Annotated in this window: 31 protein-coding genes and 3 pseudogenes; 27 read left to right on the forward strand and 7 right to left on the reverse strand. The window is 38.6% G+C overall.

The features are described 5' to 3' along the window. The 8 genes and pseudogenes from RT445_RS10820 to RT445_RS10855 form a co-directional block, all read left to right on the forward strand. Nucleotides 1–164 (forward strand): annotated as a pseudogene (locus RT445_RS10820) (malate dehydrogenase); the annotation flags it as partial. Between the two features lie 167 nt (nt 165–331). Continuing rightward, complete coding sequence (locus tag RT445_RS10825; protein ID WP_312506327.1) at nt 332–868, forward strand: isochorismatase family protein; 537 nt, start codon at nt 332–334, stop codon at nt 866–868. After that, nucleotides 858–1,404: pseudogene (locus RT445_RS10830) on the forward strand (N-acetyltransferase family protein). The gene RT445_RS10825 and the pseudogene RT445_RS10830 overlap by 11 nt, the downstream one beginning before the upstream one ends. 17 nt (nt 1,405–1,421) lie before the next feature. After that, entirely contained in the window at nt 1,422–2,303 is an 882-nt protein-coding gene (locus tag RT445_RS10835) for a DMT family transporter (protein WP_312506325.1), read from the forward strand. Nucleotides 2,304–2,932: 629 nt separating this feature from the next. Next, nucleotides 2,933–3,355, forward strand: a complete 423-nt coding sequence (locus RT445_RS10840; protein ID WP_312506323.1) for a hypothetical protein — start codon at nt 2,933–2,935, stop codon at nt 3,353–3,355. 189 nt (nt 3,356–3,544) lie between these two features. After that, on the forward strand, nt 3,545–4,162 hold the full coding sequence (locus RT445_RS10845) for a hypothetical protein (RefSeq protein WP_312506322.1): 618 nt from the start codon (nt 3,545–3,547) through the stop codon (nt 4,160–4,162). Between the two features lie 553 nt (nt 4,163–4,715). Continuing rightward, a complete protein-coding gene (locus tag RT445_RS10850) occupies nt 4,716–5,084 on the forward strand; it encodes a DUF1259 domain-containing protein (RefSeq protein ID WP_396631743.1) in 369 nt (122 codons plus the stop codon). A 193-nt stretch (nt 5,085–5,277) separates the two neighbouring features. Continuing rightward, nucleotides 5,278–5,505 (forward strand): hypothetical protein, encoded by a 228-nt coding sequence (locus RT445_RS10855; RefSeq protein ID WP_274796763.1) that lies wholly within the window; start codon nt 5,278–5,280, stop codon nt 5,503–5,505. Between the two features lie 275 nt (nt 5,506–5,780). Here RT445_RS10855 and fumC read toward each other — a convergent pair whose 3' ends face one another. Together fumC and RT445_RS10865 are read right to left on the reverse strand one after the other, a co-directional pair. Beyond that, complete coding sequence (gene fumC, locus RT445_RS10860; protein WP_274796764.1) at nt 5,781–7,172, reverse strand: class II fumarate hydratase; 1,392 nt, start codon at nt 7,170–7,172, stop codon at nt 5,781–5,783. A gap of 279 nt (nt 7,173–7,451) precedes the next feature. Next, a complete protein-coding gene (locus RT445_RS10865; RefSeq protein ID WP_274796765.1) occupies nt 7,452–7,667 on the reverse strand; it encodes a hypothetical protein in 216 nt (71 codons plus the stop codon). Between the two features lie 580 nt (nt 7,668–8,247). Here RT445_RS10865 and RT445_RS10870 point away from each other — a divergent pair. From RT445_RS10870 to RT445_RS10885, 4 genes are all read left to right on the forward strand, one after another. Next, nucleotides 8,248–8,469, forward strand: coding sequence for a hypothetical protein (locus tag RT445_RS10870; RefSeq protein ID WP_313470570.1), 222 nt, complete (start codon nt 8,248–8,250; stop codon nt 8,467–8,469). 21 nt (nt 8,470–8,490) lie between these two features. After that, a complete protein-coding gene (locus RT445_RS10875; protein ID WP_313470571.1) occupies nt 8,491–9,042 on the forward strand; it encodes a hypothetical protein in 552 nt (183 codons plus the stop codon). Nucleotides 9,043–9,362: 320 nt separating this feature from the next. Continuing rightward, nucleotides 9,363–10,094 carry an AAA family ATPase gene (locus tag RT445_RS10880; protein ID WP_274796768.1) on the forward strand — a complete coding sequence of 244 codons (732 nt, stop codon included), beginning with the start codon at nt 9,363–9,365 and terminating at the stop codon, nt 10,092–10,094. Further along, complete coding sequence (locus RT445_RS10885; protein WP_313470572.1) at nt 10,091–11,314, forward strand: GNAT family N-acetyltransferase; 1,224 nt, start codon at nt 10,091–10,093, stop codon at nt 11,312–11,314. The genes RT445_RS10880 and RT445_RS10885 overlap by 4 nt, the downstream gene beginning before the upstream one ends. 39 nt (nt 11,315–11,353) lie before the next feature. On the opposite strand, the gene pdxR is transcribed toward RT445_RS10885, so the two are convergent. Then, nucleotides 11,354–12,736: a MocR-like pyridoxine biosynthesis transcription factor PdxR gene (pdxR, locus tag RT445_RS10890; protein WP_313470573.1), complete on the reverse strand. Its 1,383-nt coding sequence runs from the start codon at nt 12,734–12,736 to the stop codon at nt 11,354–11,356. Nucleotides 12,737–12,848: 112 nt separating this feature from the next. Between pdxR and RT445_RS10895 the strand changes: the two genes are divergently transcribed. Then, a complete protein-coding gene (locus RT445_RS10895) occupies nt 12,849–13,289 on the forward strand; it encodes a GNAT family N-acetyltransferase (RefSeq protein WP_274796771.1) in 441 nt (146 codons plus the stop codon). Between the two features lie 456 nt (nt 13,290–13,745). Here RT445_RS10895 and RT445_RS10900 read toward each other — a convergent pair whose 3' ends face one another. Further along, a complete protein-coding gene (locus RT445_RS10900) occupies nt 13,746–14,438 on the reverse strand; it encodes a class I SAM-dependent methyltransferase (protein WP_312506308.1) in 693 nt (230 codons plus the stop codon). Nucleotides 14,439–14,621: 183 nt separating this feature from the next. On the opposite strand from RT445_RS10900, the gene RT445_RS10905 reads away from it, so the two are divergent. The 6 genes from RT445_RS10905 (at nt 14,622) to RT445_RS10930 (ending at nt 18,046) form a co-directional block, all read left to right on the forward strand. Further along, complete coding sequence (locus tag RT445_RS10905) at nt 14,622–15,227, forward strand: CPBP family intramembrane glutamic endopeptidase (RefSeq protein ID WP_313470575.1); 606 nt, start codon at nt 14,622–14,624, stop codon at nt 15,225–15,227. 71 nt (nt 15,228–15,298) lie between these two features. Further along, nucleotides 15,299–15,484: a helix-hairpin-helix domain-containing protein gene (locus RT445_RS10910; protein WP_274796776.1), complete on the forward strand. Its 186-nt coding sequence runs from the start codon at nt 15,299–15,301 to the stop codon at nt 15,482–15,484. Further along, entirely contained in the window at nt 15,477–15,644 is a 168-nt protein-coding gene (locus RT445_RS10915; RefSeq protein WP_274796777.1) for a hypothetical protein, read from the forward strand. The genes RT445_RS10910 and RT445_RS10915 overlap by 8 nt, the downstream gene beginning before the upstream one ends. A gap of 8 nt (nt 15,645–15,652) precedes the next feature. Next, nucleotides 15,653–16,306, forward strand: a complete 654-nt coding sequence (locus RT445_RS10920) for a hypothetical protein (RefSeq protein ID WP_313470576.1) — start codon at nt 15,653–15,655, stop codon at nt 16,304–16,306. A gap of 74 nt (nt 16,307–16,380) precedes the next feature. After that, nucleotides 16,381–17,367, forward strand: a complete 987-nt coding sequence (locus tag RT445_RS10925) for a helix-turn-helix transcriptional regulator (RefSeq protein WP_313470577.1) — start codon at nt 16,381–16,383, stop codon at nt 17,365–17,367. Between the two features lie 49 nt (nt 17,368–17,416). Then, a complete protein-coding gene (locus RT445_RS10930) occupies nt 17,417–18,046 on the forward strand; it encodes a type 1 glutamine amidotransferase family protein (RefSeq protein ID WP_313470579.1) in 630 nt (209 codons plus the stop codon). Between the two features lie 43 nt (nt 18,047–18,089). Here RT445_RS10930 and RT445_RS10935 read toward each other — a convergent pair whose 3' ends face one another. Continuing rightward, on the reverse strand, nt 18,090–18,581 hold the full coding sequence (locus tag RT445_RS10935) for a DUF1648 domain-containing protein (protein WP_312506295.1): 492 nt from the start codon (nt 18,579–18,581) through the stop codon (nt 18,090–18,092). 93 nt (nt 18,582–18,674) lie between these two features. Between RT445_RS10935 and RT445_RS10940 the strand changes: the two genes are divergently transcribed. The 4 genes from RT445_RS10940 to RT445_RS10955 all read left to right on the forward strand — a co-directional run bounded on the left by RT445_RS10940 (nt 18,675) and on the right by RT445_RS10955 (nt 21,001). Then, nucleotides 18,675–19,415 carry a sulfite exporter TauE/SafE family protein gene (locus RT445_RS10940; protein ID WP_312506293.1) on the forward strand — a complete coding sequence of 247 codons (741 nt, stop codon included), beginning with the start codon at nt 18,675–18,677 and terminating at the stop codon, nt 19,413–19,415. 12 nt (nt 19,416–19,427) lie between these two features. Beyond that, nucleotides 19,428–20,363, forward strand: coding sequence for a PD-(D/E)XK nuclease family protein (locus RT445_RS10945; protein WP_313470580.1), 936 nt, complete (start codon nt 19,428–19,430; stop codon nt 20,361–20,363). Between the two features lie 170 nt (nt 20,364–20,533). After that, nucleotides 20,534–20,728 (forward strand): hypothetical protein, encoded by a 195-nt coding sequence (locus tag RT445_RS10950; protein ID WP_313470581.1) that lies wholly within the window; start codon nt 20,534–20,536, stop codon nt 20,726–20,728. 129 nt (nt 20,729–20,857) lie between these two features. Then, nucleotides 20,858–21,001, forward strand: a complete 144-nt coding sequence (locus RT445_RS10955) for a hypothetical protein (RefSeq protein ID WP_313470582.1) — start codon at nt 20,858–20,860, stop codon at nt 20,999–21,001. Nucleotides 21,002–21,260: 259 nt separating this feature from the next. Here RT445_RS10955 and RT445_RS10960 read toward each other — a convergent pair whose 3' ends face one another. Continuing rightward, complete coding sequence (locus RT445_RS10960) at nt 21,261–21,443, reverse strand: hypothetical protein (RefSeq protein WP_274796786.1); 183 nt, start codon at nt 21,441–21,443, stop codon at nt 21,261–21,263. Nucleotides 21,444–21,764: 321 nt separating this feature from the next. Beyond that, a complete protein-coding gene (locus RT445_RS10965) occupies nt 21,765–22,247 on the reverse strand; it encodes an Ltp family lipoprotein (protein WP_396631742.1) in 483 nt (160 codons plus the stop codon). Between the two features lie 529 nt (nt 22,248–22,776). Between RT445_RS10965 and RT445_RS10970 the strand changes: the two genes are divergently transcribed. The 4 genes and pseudogenes from RT445_RS10970 to RT445_RS10985 form a co-directional block, all read left to right on the forward strand. Next, on the forward strand, nt 22,777–23,430 hold the full coding sequence (locus RT445_RS10970) for a hypothetical protein (protein ID WP_312506287.1): 654 nt from the start codon (nt 22,777–22,779) through the stop codon (nt 23,428–23,430). A 191-nt stretch (nt 23,431–23,621) separates the two neighbouring features. Continuing rightward, nucleotides 23,622–23,774: a hypothetical protein gene (locus RT445_RS10975; RefSeq protein WP_274796788.1), complete on the forward strand. Its 153-nt coding sequence runs from the start codon at nt 23,622–23,624 to the stop codon at nt 23,772–23,774. A 72-nt stretch (nt 23,775–23,846) separates the two neighbouring features. Next, nucleotides 23,847–23,999, forward strand: a complete 153-nt coding sequence (locus RT445_RS10980; RefSeq protein ID WP_274797401.1) for a hypothetical protein — start codon at nt 23,847–23,849, stop codon at nt 23,997–23,999. 189 nt (nt 24,000–24,188) lie between these two features. Next, nucleotides 24,189–24,332 (forward strand): annotated as a pseudogene (locus tag RT445_RS10985) (MFS transporter); the annotation flags it as partial.

Here is a 24,332-nt window from a genome sequence, read left to right on the forward strand (position 1 = left end):
TGCAAGGTGAATATCAAGTCAACAATGCCTGCATTGGTGTACCTGTCGTATTGGGCGGCAATGGTATTGAAAGTGTGATTGAATTGAATCTAAATGAAGAGGAACAAAAGGCATTTAACCATTCCGTTCACCAAGTTTATCGAACATTGTCCTATATTAAATAAAATAAGGCATGACACCATCTAATTGTGGCGTGTATTAGATGGTTACCTACATAGTTACACCTCAACATTTTATCTTGTTGAGGTGCTTTTTTATCAAAACTTTCTTTTAATGGAAGTTATTTTTCTGTACAATAAATAAGTTAATATGGAAGCAAAAGGAGAATTCTATGAAACGAGCATTGATCATTATCGATATACAAGAGGCTTTCTTTTTAGAAGGACAACCACATCTTTGGAATAATGAAGTCCTTATCAAACATATCAATACACTTATTACATGGGCACGTCATAACGCTGTACCTATAATTTTTATACAGCACACGGATGCCGATAAAGACGATGATTTCGCCTTCGGTCAGCCAGGGTGGGAGCTGTATCATGGACTTTCTAGACAAGCAGAGGATAAAGTGATTCAAAAAACAACGTGGGATGCTTTTTATCAAACTGAGCTCGGCATCTATTTACAGCAACAGTCCATTGAGCAATTGATTTTTGCTGGTGCTCAAACAGAGTTCTGTCTTGATACAACGATCCGCAGTGCATTTAGTCATGGCTATCATCGTAATCTTTTAATAGCGGATGCCCATAGCACTTTAGACGGTTCGGTATTAACAGCGCCACAAATCATCCAGCATCATGAATCCATTTGGCATCATCGCTTTGTAGAAATTCAACCGATTATCGAGTTCCAAAATGCTGATTGATGACAAGGAGTTTCATAGAAAAGAGTTGTCCTATACTATCCGCAGTGCTCGATTTAAAGGATACACAAGCCTTATCTGAGCTACGCTGGCAATTAGACGGTGAAACAGAAAATTTTGACCGAGAACAAGGTGAGGTGTTTATCGATCAGGCTGGCTTTGAGCGGCTCATTAAAGAGGATACAGAAAGTCCCAAAAATCTATGCTTAGTAGCGATCGTTGGTGACCGAATTGTAGGGTTCTCCAGATGTCAGGGCTCTAGTCTAAAGAGACTTGCTCATAAAGTAACATTTGGGGTAGGAGTCAGTAAGGTATTTTGGGGCTATGGCATTGGAAAAGCCCTGCTTCAAGTATCCATTGATTGGGCAGATGCCAATGGAATAAAGAAGATGGCACCTGAGGTGTTAGAAACAAATAACAAAGCCATTCAGCTCTATCAACAAGTAGGCTTTTCAGTGGAAGGTATTTTGAACAATGAGAAGTGTCTTACTGATGATCAGTACTATCACACGATCATGATGGGAAGATGGCAACTGTAACGAAGAAGGAAACATGTATGACGAATTTTATGTATATTTTTTGTTTAATTGTCTGGGGACTGAATTTTATTGCAGTCAAAATTCAAGGAACGCCAGTCAGTTTAGAATTATCTTTAACGTATCGTTTAGTGATAACAGCTCTGTTATTTTTAATGCTTGCTTGGTTCATGAAACCACAGGGTAAGCCACAACAGCAAGATATCCCTTATATCATCGTTTTTGGTGTTTGTAATTTTGCATTTAGTTATTTAGCACTTTACTATGCTACAATGTGGAGCTCAGCTGCAATCGTAACGTTAATATTTTCATTAAAAGTCATCTTAACGCCCATTGCCCTACGGATTTTTCTGAAAGAACCATTACATCGACGTGTTTTAATTGGTGGTATTTTAGGGGTCATGGGTGTTGGGGTTTTAATCTATCCAACTCTACATAGTTTTTCAGGCTTGGCAGATCTAAAAGGGATCCTGATTGCTTTATTAGGTACGGTACTGACAGCTATTGGGGATGCTAGCTCTGCAAGAAATGCTAAGCAGCATATAAACCCTATTTACGCCAATGCCATTGGTTTCGCTGTTGGAAGTGCCGTGATGTGTGGCATTGTCTGGATGCAGGGACAAACCATCATGATACCAACATCCATCACCTATTTATCGGCTCTACTGTATTTAACCATCATCGCATCCTTTCTGGCCTGGTTATTTTATTTAAAACTGGTGGAAAGAATTGGCGGGGCAAAGAGTGGCTATATGGTTGCTTTATTTCCCGTGATTGGCGGTATTGCCTCTGTGGTCATTGGGGAATCAACGATTAGTATGTATTTAGTGATTGGCTGTCTCTCTAGCTGTATCGGTGCTGCGATTGCCTTAGGTTTTAAATTAAAACCAATCTTACGATGAACGAAAACCCATCATCTTTCATAAACTAGATAAGAACGTGTGAAAAGGGTGAGGGACAATATGTCATTCGTTCAATCGAGTGCATTAGCAAGAAACAGAGAAAAAGATGAGGACCATTGGGACATTGATCGTTGGGAAAATGACGGTGGAAGAAGTCTAGAGGCATAAGGGAGGCAAAAATTTGTCTCCCTTCAAAAATAATGAAACCTTTTTTTATGTTGGTCGTATGATAAATAGACAAGTTTTATTTAAAAAAGGGAGAAATGATTTTTTGAACTATTGAACAAAACGATTACTATTCATTATTTACTTGATTGTTATTGCGGACGCGTATTACACAACACTCTATATTGAACCAAAAAATCCGCCGCAATACCAAACGATTAAAGCATCAGCCATTACAGTGGACCAACTGCGGTAGCAAGCCTTATAAAAGGAAGCGGACAACCCGTCGCTTGAAGCCCCGTTCCATTCCGCATTTTTTGCTGATGGTGTTCAATGAAATGGTGAAGCCAGCAAGTGAAGTAGACATTTCATTACATATGCGTCTCTTTTTACGCTATCAACAGCTACGTTGCTGACGCCCTGTACATTTACAGGGTGTTTTTTTATTTAGGAGGATCAAGAAAATGAGCATGGTAACCTATATAGGACTCAATTTTCCAGTTGAAATAAATGACGACTATACAGAAGAAGACGTTAACATTACTTATGTTTTCTCTGAAAGTGAAGATCGCCAAATAGTAAAGAATCAACATTTTACAACACTATTTGTCTATGAACTGGAAACAAAAGGAGATCACATTTGGGACATGCATAATGATAAGAAAATCCTTTCCCCTCATAACTATGAAAAATCCAAAAGAACTTTTCTTCAAGTATGTGACTTTCTAAAAAGAATACTTCCAAAAGGCGATTATTGCGAAATCTATATTTGCTGGAACGGGGAAGAGGCGGAGGATAGTAAGAAAAAATTAGATCTTAAGTTAGAGCAAATTCCTATAGAACAGATTGAAATATATGAGAAGTGTTTGATTACATTGAAAAACTAAGGCCTAATGAAAGTAAAAGATTGATGCGATAAGCCTCAATCTTTTTTATGATTGTTAGGTAGCTGATTTCTAATGGAGTTTTACATTCATTTAAGAGGTTATTTTTATTCTTGGAGATTCTAATATTGTTATCAAAAATGGTTTTTATGGTAAAATATATAAAATATTTTTGGATATAGGGGTCATATAATGAAACAAATTAAAATAGTTTTAACAGGACTAATGCTTAGTGGCTTATTAATGGGGTGTACGGAAGAAGAAAAGAAAGTTGAGCAAGTAAAAGCAAAAGAAGCTGAAAATGAAGTTGTAACAATTGAGACTAAAACTGAAGTCAACTCCTCAAAGGTTTGGAAGGACGTTTCAAAACCCGATGGATTTAACGATTATGGAATCGAACCAACATTGAAGGCATGGATTGCCTATCATGCCGAAGATATTACTAAAACAACCGATGTGAACGAATATTATTCAAGGGCAAATCGTCTTACTAAGGAATTGTCATATTTTCGAGTACAAGGGGAAGATCTTGAAAAGGATTTTGAAAATTTAAATGTACTTCAAGCTTTCATGGGCCATCTTGATTATGTGATATCGGTAGAAGAAGAGCAAGGAATTGACACGGCTGAAGCATATGAAGAATTAAAAGTCAGTTTCAAGTATTTCACTGAATTACTTCAAGACCTCAATAGTATTATAAATGACAATAGCCAAGGTGAAACATTCGGGCTCACACACCAATTAGACGGAAATAGGGTTGACGAACTCGAAAAGTTCCTTTATTCAGAGGCAGTAGAAATTGGAAAGTAAATATTACGAATAAGAATAAACAGTAATCATTGTTTAAAGGAAAGTTAGGCATATTAAAGCTTCTACTATCTGAGTTCACTGGACTCAGATATTTTAATTTTGGAGATTCTAGCCTTGTTATGAATGGCGGTGTCTAAGCAGTAATTCCTCACTATGCGCATTCAAACGTTAATATAAAACAATTAATTAAATTTACCGTAATCTTCCTGTCTATCCTTTATAGGATAGATATTTTTTTTGGTCGTATTTAGCAAATATTATAAAACCATCTAGTACCTATTTTTCTAGTTTAGCTACTTTCATAATAGGAGGGGTTATATAGACAATTGGCTTAAATGCTAGGTAGATGAATACAGATTGATAGAAAAATTTATGATTAAAAGGCGCTAGTCCTTCAATTTCCCAGTCAAGTCGCTTCCTTAAGAATATATTATTACTAGAAAATAAAAAGGAGGTGAATAGATTGGAACAGCATAATCATGCTCATCAACAAAAACAAACAGAAAAATTTTGCGGTTGTGTAGGTCCATTAAAATGTCAAGAACTTGCAAATATTATTGGTGGGGTAGTTATAACTGCAACACCAGTTTGTGTTGTTCAGCGCCTTCGTGACATTAAAGCTACTATTCTTGGACGAACTACTCGATCTCCACTTGCCCTACCATTTGCACTTTCGTTTGAAGGAATTGGCGCTAACACACTAAACCTTGGTGAATCGGTAGTGCTTCAAGAGGAAATTAATCCATTTTTAACAGAACTTCGTAAGAGAGGACTTACTGTTACGGCGGTGCACAACCATTGGCTATTCGATAATCCTAGATTAATGTATATGCATTGGGAGAATGTCGGGAATCCAACCCAATTTGCAAAAAATAGTTTCGATGCAGCAGTTGCAGCAGGCTTGTTCAAAAAAGGTAAGTAAAGATATTCATATAACGTGATTTAAAAAGGAGCCATCTATTGTTGCAATCGTCTCAGATGGCTAATTCAAAGATGAATCATCATGAAAATGCACAGAACGAGGCACGACGAACAAACTGTGGCTTTTTATTCTCTTTCATGATTACTTCCATCCCATTTGTCCCATGATAGGGATAGATGGGGGGTGTTGGTTAATGGATTATGAATATACGGTGAAATTTTACTTTGGCGAAAGTCGAGAAGAGGAATATAAAATCAAGACGAATATTGGACAAGAATCATTTGCCGAAGAAATTACTAATGGGTTCAATGAGAAGTCATGGTATTCATTTACTGAAACGGAACATTATCAGACGATATTACTCAATACGAAAGATGTTTATAAGGTATCGGTAGTGCAAAAAATTGTGGAATTTGATTAAAAAGATATGTTAAGTTTCATCTAATTTAGTGAACCCCAAAGGTTAGAATTTCGATCTAACATTTGGGGTTCTGTGTATTTATGTAACTTTTATCCAAGAGGGGTAGACTGCAATAAGTGCACAAGAAATTTTTGAAGAACGAAAATACTTGGAACACTATAAATAAGGAATGATAATTGAAGTTTGTATGTTAAATGGAAAAAGACCACTCCATGAGGTGCAGGACCTGATGGGTGGTCTATATTTTTAGAGGGATTTAATTCTACTAATTGTTTCTATTTCACGTTTGGATAAATCATTGTTGCTGGGTCTACATATTCATCGAATTGTTCTTCTGTTAGTAGACCACTGGCGATGGCTGCTTCTTTTAAGGTTGTGCCTTCTTTGTGAGCTTTTTTCGCTATTTTTGCTGCGTTTTCGTAGCCGATATATGGATTTAATGCCGTTACAAGCATTAAAGAATTTCTTAAATTATGATCGAGCACTTCTTTATTCGGTTCAATCCCTACAGCACAATGGTCGTTAAATGATTGCATTGTATCAGCTAATAAGCGAGTTGATTGTAAGAAGTTGTAAATAATTACTGGTTTAAAGACGTTCAGCTCAAAGTTACCTTGGGAAGCGGCGAACGCAATGGTTGCATCATTTCCAACTACTTGAGTGACAACCATTGTCATAGCTTCACTTTGTGTAGGGTTTACTTTACCAGGCATAATCGATGAGCCTGGCTCATTTTCTGGGATGGTGATTTCACCAATACCAGAACGAGGGCCACTAGCAAGCCAGCGAACGTCATTGGCAATTTTCATTAAATCGGCCGCTAATGCTTTTAGTGCACCGTGTGCGACAACGGCTTCATCATGGCTTGTTAAAGCGTGGAATTTATTCGCTGCTGAAGTGAATTGTTTACCTGTTAGTTCACTTATTTCCGCAGCAACACGATCACCAAATTCAGGGTGAGCGTTAATACCAGTACCTACCGCTGTTCCACCAATCGCAAGTTCCTTCATATAATCAATATTTTGGATAATCATCCGCTCCGATTTTGCCAGCATAGCTGCCCAGCCGCTAATTTCTTGACCTAATGTTAGAGGTGTTGCATCCTGTAAATGTGTACGTCCAATTTTTATAATATCTTTAAATTGAGCTGCTTTATCTTCTAGTGTTGACTTTAATAGTCGTAGACGTGGTAATAAATAATCTTCCACTTTTAACACAGCTGCAATATGCAATGCCGTTGGGAAGGTATCATTCGAGCTTTGTGATTTATTGACATCATCATTCGGATGAATGCGATCAGTCTCACCAGCATCCTGTAATAGTTGGTTCGCGCGGTGAGCAATTACTTCGTTAACGTTCATGTTTGATTGTGTACCACTACCTGTTTGCCATACAACGAGTGGGAATTGATCGTCCCATTGCCCATTTAAAATTTCATCAGCTGCCTGTACAATCACATTCGTCTTAAGATCCGAAAGCTTGCCTAGTTTGTTGTTGGCAATTGCTGCACTTTTCTTTAAGATAGCCATGGCCTGCACAAGCTCAATTGGCATTTGCTCCGTACCAATTTGGAAATTCTCTTTACTGCGCTGTGTTTGCGCACCCCAAATTTTATCAGCAGGTACTTTAATTTCACCCATAGTGTCTTTTTCAATACGGTAATCCATGTCAAAACAGCTCCTTTATTATGTAAATTTCTCCATTTATATAGATAAAAACGGATACTCTTAGTCTGATGTAAGAATATCCGTTTGATACATGCTTATTCAAAAAAGAGGGGGATTCTGAATAAAGCAATTTGGAGAAAGAAATAATCTAGTGATAATGATAATTGTTATCAATTAAAAAGTCAATATTTTTGCTTAAGGAATTTTAATGGTGAGAATCATTCGCAATCGTATTATTGATATTCCCGATTGTAAAGGAAATAAACCTATTGTGAAGTATTATCTCTTTTTCTTTCCAAGTTCTTTAACAGGTTGCTTTTTAGGAATTTTTTCGAAAATAATCTTCACATGAAAATTGTTATCATCAACCTGAAGCACCTCAACTACCTTTGCCTTGCGCCCTTTAATCCGAATATCCTCCTCCGCAGCAGGGAGTTTGACGAGCAACTGACTTAAAACGGACGTCTTGTTTTCATAAAAATGAGTCACAAACATCACGATTCTCCTTCTAACATTTGATTGTTACTCACTTTATGAACGACGGAGTCGATATAGAACTTTTGTTAAGGTGGTCAAATGAATCACCGCTGGAATAGCGGCCAGGTTGATCATAAGCTGAGGGAATCCGTTTGCAATGGCGGCCACGGAGATCAAAAAGTGAGGGAACTCGCTCGAACAGGGAGTCGAAGTGATCATAAAGTGGGAGAACCCTCGCACAGGGAGTCAAAGTGATCATAAAGTGAGAGAACCCGCTCGAAAAGGAGGTCAAGGTGATCCTAAAGTGAAGGTAACCGCTCGAACAGGAGGCCAAGGTGATCCTAAAGTAAGAGAACCCGCTCGAAAAGGAGTTTGAAGTGATCCTAAAGTGAAGGTAACCGCTCGAACAGGGAGTCAAAGTGATCCTAAAGTGAGGGAACCCGCTCGAACAGGGAGTCAAAGTGATCCTAAAGTGAAGGTAACCGCTCGAACAGGAGGCCAAGGTGATCATAAAGTGAGAGAACCCGCTCGAAAAGGAGGTTGAAGTGATCCTAAAGTGAAGGAACCCGCTCAAAAAGGAGGTTGAAGTAATCCCAAAGTGAAGGTACCCGCTCGAACAGGAGGTCAAAGTGATCCTAAAGTGAAGGTAACCTCTCGAACAGGGAGTCAAAGTGATCCTAAAGTGAGGGAACCCGCTCGAACAGAGGGCCAAAGTGATCGTAAAGTGAAGGTAACCGCTCGAAGTCATGTTTCAACTTATCAATTAGCTGAGTTGATTTTTTATTTGGATATTTATGTTAATACTACAATGGTACAATAAAGAAATGAAGGAGGAAGATGCATGGTGCCTAATATTATCGAACAAGCAAAACGAGGATTAGAAGGTTTTGCTATAGGTGGCTATCATACTAGCGGAAATTATAGCAAGTATCAGGAGGAGTATTATAAATATTTTGGACATCATGATTTCGAAACTAGGAAATATGCGATAGCCGCATTTACTTGTATGTTGGGGACTTGGGAAACGGGTTACTGTCAAGTTTTTCAGCCAGTAAAAGAGTGGGAGGAAAATAAAAAATGGAGTGCGAATCCCTTCGATCAAAAGCGTTATTATCGCTTTAAAGATTATCTTTATGCCCTATTAGAACATCACGAACAGATAGAAAAAGAATTTCCTTATATGTTTGAAGATATTGTTTTATTTTTAACAACCATTGAGCTCAATAAGGGGATCAGCTATGAGGAATGGTTTCCTGAACATAATCCGACTATTTTTCAGCGCTTACGAGAGGAAGTTTTGATTCCCAAACAGCTCCTTCTAGGTAAACGTAGCCATCGAAAATATTTATTAATAGAAATAGGTATTGAACCTTTTTTTGAATCAGATTATTAACGCCTTTATAAATTGCCGGGTAATCAAGTCAAAGAAGGTTAGTTGTAAATTAATTTATATGAAAATCAAAAATATGACATGTTTTTACGTTTAGTAATTGCAACTTTCGACATATTTTTTATTTATTTCTCGGGAAATATCTCTTACGGAATGGTGAAAACGAGCACCTTTGTTACCGCAACTTCTAAGGGGCATCTATAGGAAAAATAGTGACTTTATGATTTGTTTAACTATTCTTACTTCTTTTTTATCTAAGAGGCAGCGTGATGACGTTTCAGCTTTGATATTGTTCGTTATAATAAGAGAAAGGAGGAAATAAGATGTATTTAAAATCATGTAAGGTGTTACAGGATACCATTCCGAATAAACAGATGTATCCTTTTAACATTCCAAGCTTGCAGGATTTACAAGAGCTGGAGTTTCCGACAAATGTGACGTTCTTTGTTGGGGAAAATGGGTCGGGGAAATCAACATTATTGGAGGCTATTGCGGATCGCTGTGATTTTAATACGGCGGGTGGTGGTCGTCAAAATTTATATGAAGTACATAAGGCAGAATCCTCACTGGGGGACTATATTCGTTTGTCGTGGTTGCCGAAGATTTCGAATGGTTTTTTTCTTCGATCGGAAACATTTTATCAATTTGCCAGTCATATTGATTTGTTAGAATACCATCCGAATAAATATGCCGCTTTTGGGGGCAAATCCCTACACCACCAATCCCATGGTGAATCTTTTCTGGCATTATTTATGAATCGGTTTAAGGGGAAAGCGATCTATTTATTGGATGAGCCTGAGGCAGCCTTATCTCCAACAAGACAATTAAGCCTGCTGAAAATTATGAAGGACTTAGAGCATGAGGCACAATTTATTATCGCTACGCACTCACCAATTTTACTGGGCTATCCGAATGCGACGATTTATAGTTTTGATGATGAGGCAATTGAACCGATACGCTATGAAGATACCATTCATTACATTGTTACCAAACGTTTTTTAGATGCACCACAAACCATTTTAAGTGAGTTATTTGATGAGGAGAGGGAATCATGAATCAACGAAAAGGCTTAGTCATGCGAGAAATTCGATTAGACGAAATGGCACAGTCCATTGATTTACTGAATTATGTCTTTCAAATGTCTATGTCCATTCACAAGGATCGCCGTTTTGTAAATGCTAAGAGTAAGCAGTTTAATGAGGGGCATGCCATCGGATGGTTTGATGGGTCCCACTTGGTTTCGCAAATTTTAAGTTTGCCTTTTGAGGTTAATGTACATGGCAAGATTTACGAAATGGGTGGCATCACAGCAGTTGGGACATACCCAGAATACTCAGGTCATGGCTTAATGGAGAGCTTAATTATTGAAAGTTTACAAAGAATGCGTAATGAAGGTCAATGTATATCCTATTTATTTCCATATTCTATCCCGTATTACCGTAAAAAGGGGTGGGAAATTATGAGTGATATTGTGGAATTTCAGGTGAAGGATACGCAGCTTCCTCATTATGCTGGGCTTAACGGGAAAATTCGTCGTGTGGATCCGAAGCATGAGGATGTTGTGGATATCTATGCACGCTATGCCCAGAAAACGCATGGGGTGATGGTGCGCAATAGTATTGCCTGGAATGAGAAATTTCAGGAGGATTTCTGGGAGGAGAAATTCATTGACAGTGATGTCAATCTTCAGGCAGCTGTCTATTATGATGAAGACGATGTAGCACAAGGCTACATGTTTTATCGTATTATGGAAGAAAACTATTACATTGATGAAATCGTTTATTTGCAGGAAGAGGCTCGTAAAGGCTTATGGAATTTCGTCTCGGCTCATAGTTCGATGGTTTATAATGTCTACGGGAAAACAACGGGAAATGAAGCGGTTGCCTTTTTATTAGAGGACAGTGAAATTATTCAAAAGGTCTCTCCTTATTTCATGGCGAGAATTGTCGATGTCAAAGAGTTTTTATTGCGTTATCCATTTGTCGGTCATGATTTTGAGCTTCAGCTTGCGGTCACTGATCGCATTGTGGCTTGGAATAATGGAACATACATCATTAAAATGGCAAATGGTAAGGTTTCTGTCCAAAAAGTGAGTGAGACTTTGAATGATAGTGCTGTTCATTTAACAGTGCAAACATTGGCTACTATGCTGTTAGGCTATAAACGTCCACGTTATTTAGAGAAAATCGAACGTTTACAAGGACGTCCCGAGGAAATTGACCTACTAGAGGCCGTATTACCTGTTGGTATTCCGACATTTATTGATTATTTTTAAGCCGTATCATGTGTAGAGGAGGAGCCATAACTTGGATTGTTATGGCTGCCAGGCCTCTTTCAACAGTTCAACACCAAGCTTGATTTCTTCCATCGTTAACTTACTAAAACCTAATTGCAGCATCGGTGTCTCCTTTGCTTGTTGATGAAAAAACGGACTGGTTGGGTATACTTTAACACCGCAGGATTCTGCTTGTTCGATGAGCTGTTGCTCCGAAAGTGCAGACTTTATTTTCACCAAAACATAGAGCCCTGATTGCTCGCCTATTATCGTGACTTGCTCACCCAATTGTTGTTGTAGCTCCTGAACAAGGCGCTGCATTTTTTGTTTGTAGGTCAGGCGCATCCTTTTAATATGGCGTGTCCATTCCCCTTGTGCCATAAAATGTGCCATTGTGCGTTGATGGAGGGACGAAGCATTTTGTTCAAAATGAGCAAAGCGTTCTTTAAATGGCTGAACAAGCATATTCGGTAGCACCATATAGCTTAATCGAACTCCTGGCAGAAACGATTTGGAGAAAGTGCCTAAATAAATTACCCGAGAAGGGTCGATCGATGCCAGTGCAGGAAATGGCTGTTGCGCATAACGAAATTCACCATCATAATCGTCCTCTAGAATAAAGCCATCGACTTGTTGGGCCCACTGTATTAGAGTCTGTCGCTGTTGAATATTCATAGAAACACCGTACGGGAAATGATGTGACGGGGTGACATAGAGTAGACGGGATGGACTGTCAGCTAATAGGTTGAGCTGTGCACCAGACTCTGTTACCGGCAATGCCTCTATATGAAAATTATGTAATTGGAAAGCCTCTCGTGCCCCGTTGTAGCCTGGGTCCTCCAGAAGGATACTTGGGAAATGGTCTTTTAATAAAAAGCCAAGATGCAGGAGCATTTGCTGCGTGCTACTGCCAATAATGATATTTTCAATCGTTGTCGAAACGCCCCTTGCTTGTAGGAGGTATTGAACAAGCTGCTCCTTTAACAATGAATCTCCAAACAATTCCCCATATTGATAGCATGATGAATCCAATAATACTTGATTGGCTATTTGGCGCCATGTTTTCAAAGGAAAATGTTGTTGATCAACAGCTCCTGCTCGAAAATCTACAACGATGGAGGGGAGATGGTATTTGGTCTGTGAAATAATCGGGTCTATCTGCTCCTGTAAGAAAACCTGCTCCAACGCATTCACAAAAAAGCCCTTCCGCCCCTCGCCGCGAATATAGCCTTCTGCCACAAGCTGTTCATATGCAGTTAGCGTGGTATTACGACTAACGTGTAAAGTTTCTGCTAGTTTACGAATGGATGGTAGAGAGTCGTTTGTTTTCAGTGCCCCTTGTGTAATAAGTGCTTTAATTTGCTGATAAACCTGTTTATACTTTGCCTCATTCTCTGTTAATAAAAAGATAAAGTCGTCCAATTGTGCACCGCCTTGACATGTTGAAATTTTAGAAACTGTTTCTTTTGAAATGTCAGATTTTTTATTACTATCATACAAGAACGTCAATGAAAAAGAAATGGGGAATAGAAGCATGAAAATTAGTATCGTAACAAAATCAACAATAGGGGAAGTTGTACCATTATTTAATGCCTATCGAGAATTTTATGGCCAGCCATCTGATATAACGAAGGCCGAGCAATTTATTCAAGAACGTGTGGAAAATGGGGAGTCCATTATTTTTCTCGCGTACCAGGAGCAGGAGCCAGTAGGGTTTGCGCAATTATTCCCTATTTTTTCATCTGTAGCTATGAAAAGAGCATTTATACTAAATGATTTATTTGTGGCGCAACATGCCAGGAAGCAAGGCGTCGCTCAAGCTTTAATGGAACAATGCTCCGCCTATTGCCAACAGGAAGCTGCCCGATACATGATGCTCGAAACAGCGAAAGATAATGTCAATGCCCAGAAGCTCTATGAAAAACTAGGCATGACGATTGATGAAAGTGTTTATTATTACAGTATTTACTGGTGATATAGAGGTTGTTCAATTAGAGTGGGGTATTCCTTATAAATGTTGGGGAAGTATTCAAAAAATGCGAGTCTTCCGCTCCAAAGTGAGTCGGAAGTGATCAAAGAAGCGAGGAACCCGCTCATAAGTGAGTCGGAAGTGATCAAAGAAGCGAGGAGTCCGCTCATAAGTGAGTCGGAAGTGATCAAAGAAGCGAGGAACCCGCTCATAAGTGAGTCGGAAGTGATCATAAAAGCGGGGAGTCCGCTCATAAGTGAGTCGGAAGTGATCAAAGAAGCGAGGAGTCTGCTCCGAAGAGAGAGAAGTGACCATAGAAGTGAGGTACCCGCTCCGAAGAGAGAGAAGTGATCATAAAAGTAAGGCCACCGCTCACAAACCTAGCAAAGCGACCCATCCAACACAATAAAGTTTACTTCGGCATCCCAAAAAAGAACCCGCTATAAAAGCGGGTTCTTTTGTTTAGGCTTGGCTCATCCATCCTGCGAAAAGGCCGGAGGAGAAAAAGCGGGTAATATGTGTGAATCCGGCTTCTTGTAGTAGTTGCTCGATTTCTTGAGCGGAAATGAAGGAAATATTCATAATGATTTTGCCCATACTTTCTACCTTTTCTTTTTTGTAACCTGCCTCTAAAAAGAAGCTTTGCCATATTTTGATGCGATCTTGTAGTTCTTCACTTTCACGTTCACCGTAGGCACAGGCGAGGACAAAGGGTTTTCCTGGTTTTAATCGGGTGTGTATGTTTTTTAGTAGGTTCAGTTTTTCCTGTCGATCTTCTATAAAATGAAGGACGAGGATACAACTGGCCGCATCGAATTTCGGCGTATTGGATGGCAGGTTGTCAATGGTTCCTTGTAATAATTGGACACGGTCTTCTAGTCCGAGTTGTGCGGCTTTATGTTGCGCGATTTGAAGCATTTCCTCAGCTGGATCAACCCCTGTAAATGTCCAATGAGGGTTTGTAGGTCCCCAAGCTGAAAGCTCATTGCCACCGCCAGCTCCTATGACAAGCAGGGATGCTTCTTGTTTACCTAGCTGAGCACGGAAGTAGGCTTGTGTTACGGCAAATAATGTGTCATAGGCAGGTACCGAAATACGAGTGCTTTGCTCATAGGTTTGTGCCTTCTCCAATAAATGTGTCGATAATTTATTCATCGTTATGGCCTCCAATGTTTATTGTATATATTATAGATCTTTATTATCCGTAATTGAGTATAACTGAAAATGAGCAAAAGAACAAAAGGGAAGGCTTCTTTAATGAATAACTTTATGAGTAATATTAGATTGAAAATAATGGAATTTTATCCTATCCTTGTAGTAGACAGGGGGAGAAATCATATGATTTTCGAAAACTTGATTAGTGCAATTCTACAAGTGATGTTGTTTTCCATTATTCCATTTATTTGGTGGTTTTGCACAGCGAAAAAGAAACAGTCCTTTCTTACGTGGCTAGGATTGCGAAAGCCTATTATTGAGAATAAGAGAAGGTACGCCATGTTCTTTGTCCTATCCATTGTTGTGTTACTAGTGCCTAACTCTGCGCTCGTCTATTTTTATATTGATAGCTCTTTGCTAGCGCCCAATCAATTTGCTGGACTTGGATTTGCAGCGGTCATACCAGCACTTTTATACGCCGTAATTCAAACTGCTCTGTCAGAGGAGCTATTGTTCCGTGGCTTTTTATTAAAAAGGCTAGCTAATTCGTTTGGTTTTCATGCTGGGAATATAGTTCAAAGCATCGTTTTTGGTAGTGTTCATGGGGCTATGCTTTGGTCGGTGCTTCCTGTCCATATTATTCTGCTAGTAGTAGGATGTACAGGACTCGCGGGCTATGTGATGGGGTGGATGAATGAACGGCTAGCTGGAGGCTCCATCGTAGCTAGCTGGACGATTCATGCTATTGGGAATCTATTAGCGGCAGGCTTCTTTATGTTCCTATTTTGACTTATTTGCATTTCTTGGCTGTCACTTGCATAATAGGCAGAGAAGAAAATGTCGTGAAGGGACGTGCAAATATGACAGAGTGGCCGAAGGGTGTTGCAAAACCAGCAATTCGTGCCTTACAAGCAGCAGGCTATACAGAATGGCAGCAGCTAGATAAAGTCGACCTTTCAACGTTAGCTCATTTACATGGGATGGGGCCGAAAGCATTAGCTGCGATTGAGGCGGCACTAAAGGAAAGTAGGGGATCGCGTGAATAAGCTAACGTTATTTTTGTTGGCAATGGTGGTCTATTATGTAGTCGTTGTATTCCTTATTAGCAAGCTGTTTATTATTCCTATCATGAAAGTGATGGCTCTTATCTTTTTTGTGGGGGCTGGCTTTATTTTTTCTCGGAAAATGCGCAAGAAATTACAGTAGGAGGTCTTATGAAAATAGCTAAACTAACATTGTTTTATCTAGCGATTATTGTTTTAGCGATCACTTTGTCATTAGCTGGTGTGCGCTTATCTATCTCACTCGGGCTATTTGCTTTGATTGCAATGGCAATGATTTACCGTCATATACATATTTTATATCGAACAAATAATATGGAGCAGGTGGATAAATGGGTGAAAAATCATAGAAAGGAACCTATCTTTGCTGCGCTCTATGCATCTGCTTATGGGACGAAACAGGAACAGCTTGATGCCATCGATGTCATCATCCATCATTATAAGCAACCAGCTATTAAATATAATTATCTATTTATTAAGGCGATCATGGAGGACAATTTGGGTGCCGCAAAAGTAGCAGCAGCGAAAATAGAGAAGGAGCCTTTAACAAGCTATGCCCAATGCTATATTGCTGCTCTTGAAAGGCGAACAGCCGATATGAGAAGTGATCAATTAACACAGCCTTGGATGCAACCTGCTGTGGAAGCGGTCTATGCCTACACAATAAATGATCGTGCAAAGTTTCGCCAATTGGCCGATGCTAGTATTGATCAGGCACGTGGCATACAGAAATATGGCTTATTACATAATTTTAAACATATGGAAGAAGAATGGGTGAATGAAGGCATAATCCCAAGGGCTACTTGATGACGGTATCGGGTAGCCTGTTTTTGTGTCAGGAACGACCATGAATAATAAATAATTCGATGAGGTGAAAATGTTTGTCTAAAATGGATCATATGATGCAGATTTTATGGATGTTGAATTCAGGCAGGAAAATAACCGCGAAAGAAATAGCTGAAAAATTAGAGATGAATATCAGATCCGTTTACCGCTATATTAATTCACTTTCTGCCAGTGGTGTGCCGATTATAGCTGAAACAGGTCATCATGGGGGATATACCCTGTTGAATAATTTTATTAAAAGCCCTCTTATTTTTGATGTTGATGAGAAAGCGGCATTACTTCATGCTGCTATCTTTGCAAAAGAAGCTGGCTACTTTTTAGAGGAAGCGTTAAATAGTGCAACAACAAAACTTACGATGCATTCAAATCAAGAGCAGGAAAAAATGATTCAGCAACATTTACAAGGTTTCGAGATAATTGGTCCCGTTGAATCTTCATTGGAGCCGCTATTAAAAAAATTAGAAGACAGTATAGTGAACGAAACATCGATTAAAATGGAATACCATACAAATAATGAAAAACAACCTAAACATAGGATGATTAATCCATATGGTTTGGTTTATTGGAATCAAAACTGGTATGTTGTTGCATTTTGTCATGTAAGAAATGAAATTCGTAATTTTAAAGTTGGCCGAATTACTAGTCTGCATCAAACAGTCATACCCTTTCAACGACCACAATCGTTCTCGGCCAGTGATTTTTTTATGAAAAGTCTTCTTCCACAAGCAGAAGACAAACGGAACCATGTGTCTTTCATCATTTGTGGAAAGACAAGTGCGGTGGATGCTATCTGTCAGCATTGGTTTTTAAGGTATCACCTCGAAGAACGCACCTCGAAGAAAGCGATATTTTTATTAGATGAAGAAGCGTTACATACATATGTACCTAATTTACTATTCCCCTATGGAAAATCGATCCAAGTAATAGAACCGATAAGTCTAAAGCAAAAAATGATTGACGTTCTAAAGGAGCTGATAGATTTTTATGAAAACGAAAACTTTACTGACGGAGAATGTCAGTAAAGTTTTTTTATACTTAGCATAGTTTCATTCAATAGAAGGAGTGTTTAGTATGCAAACAAGAAAAGTATATCTTTATGTTTTTGATACGATGGCAGATTGGGAGATCGGGTATTTAATGGCGGAATTAAATTCAGGTAGGTATTTTAAAAAGGGGTTAGAGCCTTTAGAGGTGATGACGATAGGAATTGATAGAAGTCCTGTTACAACAATGGGAGGCATCACGATACTCCCGACTATTACTATTGTTGAATGTCACTTGAATCGCATGGATCTCTTGATTCTTCCTGGAGGTAATACATGGCTAGAGTCTATTCATGATCCTATGTTGCACATGGTTTCAAAAGCGTTGAATGAGGAAGTTTTTGTAGCTGCAATTTGTGGTGCAACGATCGGTCTCGCAAAGGCTGGTTTGCTTGATACAAGACAACATACGAGTAACGATCTCGAATACTTGAAGATGCTTTGTCCACAATATATCGGGGATGAACATTTTAACCAGGAGCCAGCCGTAACGGAAAGGAACTTAGTAACGGCATCGGGAATTGCTCCGTTGGAATTTGCCTACCATGTTTTGAGGCAACTTGATGTTTTTACAACGGAAACCTTACACGCTTGGTATAAGCTTTATGAAACGCGGGAGAAATCATACTTTTATGAACTAATGACATCCATTGAATAACGACTAGTTGAAGAGGAGCATGTTATTTTTGAAAACATGCTCTCTATTTATCCAGCAAAAAGCCTCGTAAGATCCCTGCAATAAAGATCCCGCTTAATAACAATAAAAATAGATAAGCATGCCACTGCTGTAAAATTCGTTCGTGTCCCAATGCCACCATAAGGTCATTGAAAAGGGAATAGGTAAAATACAATAAAATACTATTTTTTATGAGACAAAAAGTGATGATACCATTTTGCCGTTGTTGATGTGACAGCGGCGCTTTCTTTTTCCGCATAACGGGATAAGCAGCTTTCATTTCTAAATAATGTAAAAGTAAAAACAGCATCAGTGCGATAAAGGGTAAATAAAAAATAGCAATTTTTGGTCCGAACTGGGCTTGCTCACTTGTAAAGCTTTGTAATACAGGGATTGTTGCAGGAAGCTTATGATATTGGATCAATGTAGCCGTAATCCCCGCTATAAAAATAGTAGTCACAATGATTGTCAGCTGGTGACAAAAGCGTGGTGTTGGTGTTTTTTGTTGTGTGTGCATCCGTGCCCCCCCATTTCCAACGTCATTCAAAATAACAATCTGTTATACTGTATCATAGAATGATTGCTTATGGGTTAGAGAAAGAAGGATACTATGGAATACTTGTTGTTTTTACTAATTGGCATCATCGGGAATATCATTGGAACATTAGTTGGTGGCGGCGGTTTAATTACATTACCAACGATGATGCTCATGGGAGTTCCCGTTCATTCAGCAATTGGCGCTAATAAAGTGTCCAATATGGTGAGTGCCTTTTCAAGTTTTTATTCAATTTACAAACGAAAAGAATTGGCTTGGATAGAAATGCGTTCGGTCTTACTTGTATCCCTAGTAGGAGGTACACTTGGCGGACTTTTTGCTTCGTTAATGAGTAGTCAAACTTTAACGCTCATCGCCATTATTTTATTAGGCTTTGCTCTGATTATGTCCTTTATGGGTGGTGCTGATTTTGGTGAAAAAGAGCGCTTTACAATGAATCGAAAAAATGGTCCAATTCTTCTTGGAGTTGGTTTTTATGATGGGATGTTTGGCCCAGGGAGTAGCACATTGGCACTTTATACATATGCACATGAGAAGATTTCCTATATCAAAGCGGTAGGTCTTTCACGGGTGGGCGTTTTTGCCATGTGTTCTGGAGCAGCGATTACGTATATTGCTACAGGAAAAATAGAGTGGCCGTTAACACTTATTTTAATGGTCGGCTCTACAATTGGTGCACAAATTGGGCTTGTCCTTGCAAGAAAAGTTAAAGCCAATCAAGTGAAGCTTTTATTGCGTATCGTTACGATTGTGCTGATCGTCCAGCTTGTCTATGATTTTATCCACCAGCTATAGGAGGCGATAGTCATGTTTGAAATTACACCGTACCCAACCTTTTCATGGTCGTTATCGCGTCATAAAACGCTCACAAGCTGTGCACGCAAGTATGGCTATGAATATTATTTTTCCCATAATGGATGGCTTAGCTATCAAGTTGAGCCCTCTCATCAATATGTTTATCGTTTAAAAAAGCTACAGTCCATGCCTATTTTATTTGGGCAAATTGTCCACCGATTTATTGAGCAGGCCATTAATGATTATCTACAAACAGGCAGAGCTCCCACGGTAGAGGAGCTGATCCAATCCGCACGAGGGCAGCTCAATGCGGCCTTTATTGATTCTACACGCCATCTAGAGTGGTGGCGGCAAAAGCCCAATAAATATTATATGATGCAGGAAATTTACTATCATGGCACACTTCCTCCTGAACTAATACAGGACTATAAAGAACGTTTACAAATTGTCTTTGACCATTTTTTGAGGAGTGAAACATTCCAGCAAATTACGGCACAAAAAGGTTCTCTCCGAATCGGTGAACCAGAGCAATTCCGCTCCATGAAAATCAACGACATCCAAGTATTCGTCGTAATGGACTTTCATTATTATGATGAGTTGAGGGATAAATGGGTTATTGTTGACTGGAAGACGGGTGGGGAATCTGATGATGATCGTCAGCAATTAGCGCTCTATGCCTACTATGTTCAGCAAAAATACCGTGTATCACTTGAACAAATCGAGGTCTATAACGAATATTTATTATCAGGAAAACGAAAGAAATATAGTTTTACAGACATCGATATGGAGAATATTTTGTATACCTTCCAGCGCAGTGTTTTAGAAATGAAAAAGTATCAGGCCGATATTTTCTCCAATGAGCCCGTAGACATCGAGGATTTTGAACAAACACAAGATAAATGGCATTGTCGAGGCTGTAATTTTAGAGAGTTATGTGCGGAGAAATGAAGCAAGTGACTAAAATAGTATTGGAATACTTCAAACTGCAAGAAAACGTGTAGAAGCTCCAAAATGAAAGGAAACGCTCAGATAAAGTGTGAAACCCGCTCCTAATAAGGTGCGAGGTGATCCAAACAGCAGGTGTGGCGCTCCAAAATGAATGAAAGGCGCTCCATAAAGTGAGGAACCCGCTCCAATTAGAGCGTGAGGTGATCCAAAAAGCAGCTGACCCGCTCCAATTAGGGTGCAAAGTGATCCAAACAGCAGGTGTGGCGCTCCAAAAAGGGTGGAAAGCGCTCCATCAAGAGTGGAACCCGCTCCAACTAGGGCTTGAGGTGATCCAAACAGCAGGTGTGGCGCTCCAAAATGAATGAAAAGCGCTCCATGAAGTGAGGAACCCGCTCCAACTAGAGCGTGGGGTGATCCAAAAAGCAGGTGTGGCGCTCCAAAATGAATGAAAAGCGCTCCATGGAGTGTGAAACCCGCTCCAACTAGAGCGCGAGATGATCCAAACAGCAGGAGACCCGCTCCAAAAAGGGTGGAAAGCGCTCCATCAAGAGTGGAACCCGCTCCAACTAGAGCGTGAGGTGATCCAAAAAGCAGTTGACCCGCTCCAAAAAGGGTGGAAAGCGCTCCATAAAGTGTGAAACCCGCTCCAACTAGAGCGCGAGGTGATCCAAACAGCAGGTGTGGCGCTCCAAAAAGGGTGGAAAGCGCTCCAAAAAGTGAGGAACCCGCTCCAAATAAAAATATAGATATCATTTCGAGATTTTCATTTCCGTACAATAATCTTTTAGTCAAAAAAGTTGATGCCAGGTCTTAATAAGCCAAGCAATAGTCAGATAAAAAGAAAAAGACCACTCATGATGGGTGGTCAAAATAGATAAAACGCGAATTAATCTTAGATTATAATGAAGTTGATTTGCCCTTTTTCTCGTTAATAATAAGGTCTTCATGTGGGTGAGCAGTGTCAGATTGTCCTTCACGCTCATTACGTTTTTTACTAGTACCTGGGTCTGCATCTCTTGAAAATGTTTGTTTTGTTGGCTCGTCTGTTGCAAATTCTGTATTTTTTTTATCTCTTTTCATTTCGACACCTCCTACAGATAGTATTTAACTTATCCAATAAAATATCCCTGTTTATTTCAACTAAACACGTCAATTTCATTTTCGACCACTCCATGATCGATGGTTTTTTTACATAAAGTATGGACCGCCAATAGCTTACTAAAGCCAGTATGATAAAAAATACTAGTAAAGCAAGGTCTTAAAAATGGTGAAAGTCAGATTAATACTACAATAAAAAGTAATCTTGGATGTGTATTGAATAAAAGAAAAAACCAGAATGGAAAATTCCATTCTGGTTAAAGTCTCACTTTTTAGGTTCACTACATATTATAAGGTTTGTATTTATTTTAAATTATCTATTGCATACTGCGCTTCTTCAGGAGTGAATTTTTCTCCATATTCAGAAATCAACTGCTCGTAAATAGCCGAATTTGACATACTCATCATTTTTGCGTATGTTTGGGCTTTTTTCAATGCGTTTTCTTTCCAATCAAAAACAATGTTATCAATAGCATATTGAGCGGCTTCTGCTGGGAATTTCTCCCCGTATTCCGATGTTAATTGGTCATAAATACCTGCCTTTGACATTTGCATATTTTTCGCATATTGTTCTGCTTTCTTTAAGGCAGATTTATATTCTCGTGGGACACTTTCCTCTTTAGCCTTAGCTTCTGCTTTAGCTTTGGCTTCTGCATCTGCTTTAGCCTTTGCCTCCGCATTCTCTTTAGCTTTCTGTTCAGCTACTACTTTTTCTTCAGCTTCTTTGGCTTCTCGTGTAGCTTTTTCTTCAGGTGTTTCTTCCTTAGGTTTTGCTGTAGTTTCAATTGTTTCATTACCCTTATCTTTGGAAGTTTCAGTTGAATCAGTTGTTGAGACAAACCCAATAAATGAAGCAATCATGACGGCTACTGAAATACCAGCAAATTTGATTTGTTTTTTACCTTTTATACTATCTTTTTTGGCAAATTTAACAATTGATAAAATCACGAAAATAAAAATTGCCACAAAACTCATTATCGAGATTATCAAAAATAAATCATCCATCTTTATCATCCTCCCCCTATTTTACATTTTAGGTAATTTGATGGTAAAAGTACATACAAATTTAGTAAAAATTCCACTTATCGAAAAAAATTTCTGGACAGTGTTATCTTTCAACCTTAAGACTAAAGCTACGCTCAACATATTAGGCATGATTTATTATTAAGGATATATATGGTAAAATAGGTATGTATGTGTATAAAAGGGAGCGAGAAAATGGTCTATATGAAATCACCTAGCCATCTGGTGATAGGTGGAAATTGTGCAGAATCAACAAACAAATTCTCTGTCTTCTTGGTCGAGGAGATAGAGAATGATTAAAAATAAAATAGCGTTCATTAGCGGGATTGTTATTTTAGGTATATGTATGTGTCTGTTTTTCCCATATCCTAACAGCGAAATGATCTATGCTCAATCTTCATTCATGTCATTTCCAATCCAAACGAAAGATGGATTTAGGATGCTAGGTATCATCGGTTCGGTTTTGTTTATAGTTGCTATCATTTTAATTGGTAGGAGCATAACCAAATATTTTTTTCGAACAATTGGTTTGGTCGTGATCCTCTATGCATGTTTACCTTATTTACTCATTACGGCCTATCAAGAAACCTTTGCTAGTGGCATAATGGCCATATCCTACAATGGAGATGGTACCTGTGATTTTGAAATGTTGGGTAAAGACTTAATGATGGGTGAATGTGAGCTTGCATTACATAATCGAAGCAATGAAGCTGTATCATTTGATTTAGAGTTTTTAGAATCTAGTTACTTGGAAGATGACATGCGTATGACGACACTTATGAATATAGCGGGTCCCTATCATCTAACAATCGAGGCAAATAGGATAAAGTCAATTCACCTGAAAGAAATACTTGATGTAACAGATGTTTCAAACCATATGGAGGGTGGAGCTTCGTATGAAGTTCACTTTAAATTATGGACCGGGGAAACTGAACGAAATTTATAGATGATCGTAAATAATGTACTAATAAGTAAGTAACCAAAAGCGGGTGATGAACAATGTCACTCGCTTTATGTTTGACTAAACTTATACAACAACAAATTTCATAGTATAAATTCAGCTTGTTCCACATATATATGATAAGCAGCAAATTGCGAACGTTCAGTACCTTTTAAGTTCATAGAGGGGGGATGTCTATGAGTAAACAAATGTCGATGTTTGAGCTTTTGGAAACACCCGTGAAAAAGTCTGTAGAGGGTGAAATAAAAAATGTTGAAAAGAAAAATGTAGTAGCACCTCGTAAGGTGGGATATATTGTACCGCAATCATATGCAACCGTTGTGCATTAAAGTTAAATTTGCTTTTATGCTAAACTTGTATTAAATTATAAGGAATGTGAATTTTAAGAGAGGAGGCAAAAAGTGATGGAAATGGTGTACAGAACAATGGCAATTGAAGTAAAGACATTTTTACAATTAGATGATTTTTTGTCAAAGGGACCAGTCTGTGGTTTTTTAAGTAAATGCCATATTAAACATAGTAACCGGAAGCTTTTTGCCTGTCTATTATCATAGATGAAAAAAGTAAAAAAATGGATGATCGATAGAAATTCCTAGACGCCGGTTTTTATGGCGTCTTTTTTGTTGGGATTAATGTTTAGAAAGGGTGAGTTGATTGCTGAAAAAACTAAGGCAATTTAGGAATGTTTCAGTGTTCCAAACGCTTCTAATTTAGCAAAATAATTAGAAGCGAGGAATTTAAAAATGAATAAACAACAAATTTTTACACCGTCATTTCTTTTTCTATTTATAAGTAATTTTTTGATTTTTATAGGATTTGAAATGTTACTGCCAATTTTACCGGCCTATTTAGTAAGTTTAAACGCCAACCCGATGCAAGTAGGGTTG

Origin of the sequence: Lysinibacillus sp., from assembly GCF_032093475.1 — a bacterium.
Lineage (GTDB): Bacteria > Bacillota > Bacilli > Bacillales_A > Planococcaceae > Lysinibacillus > Lysinibacillus irui.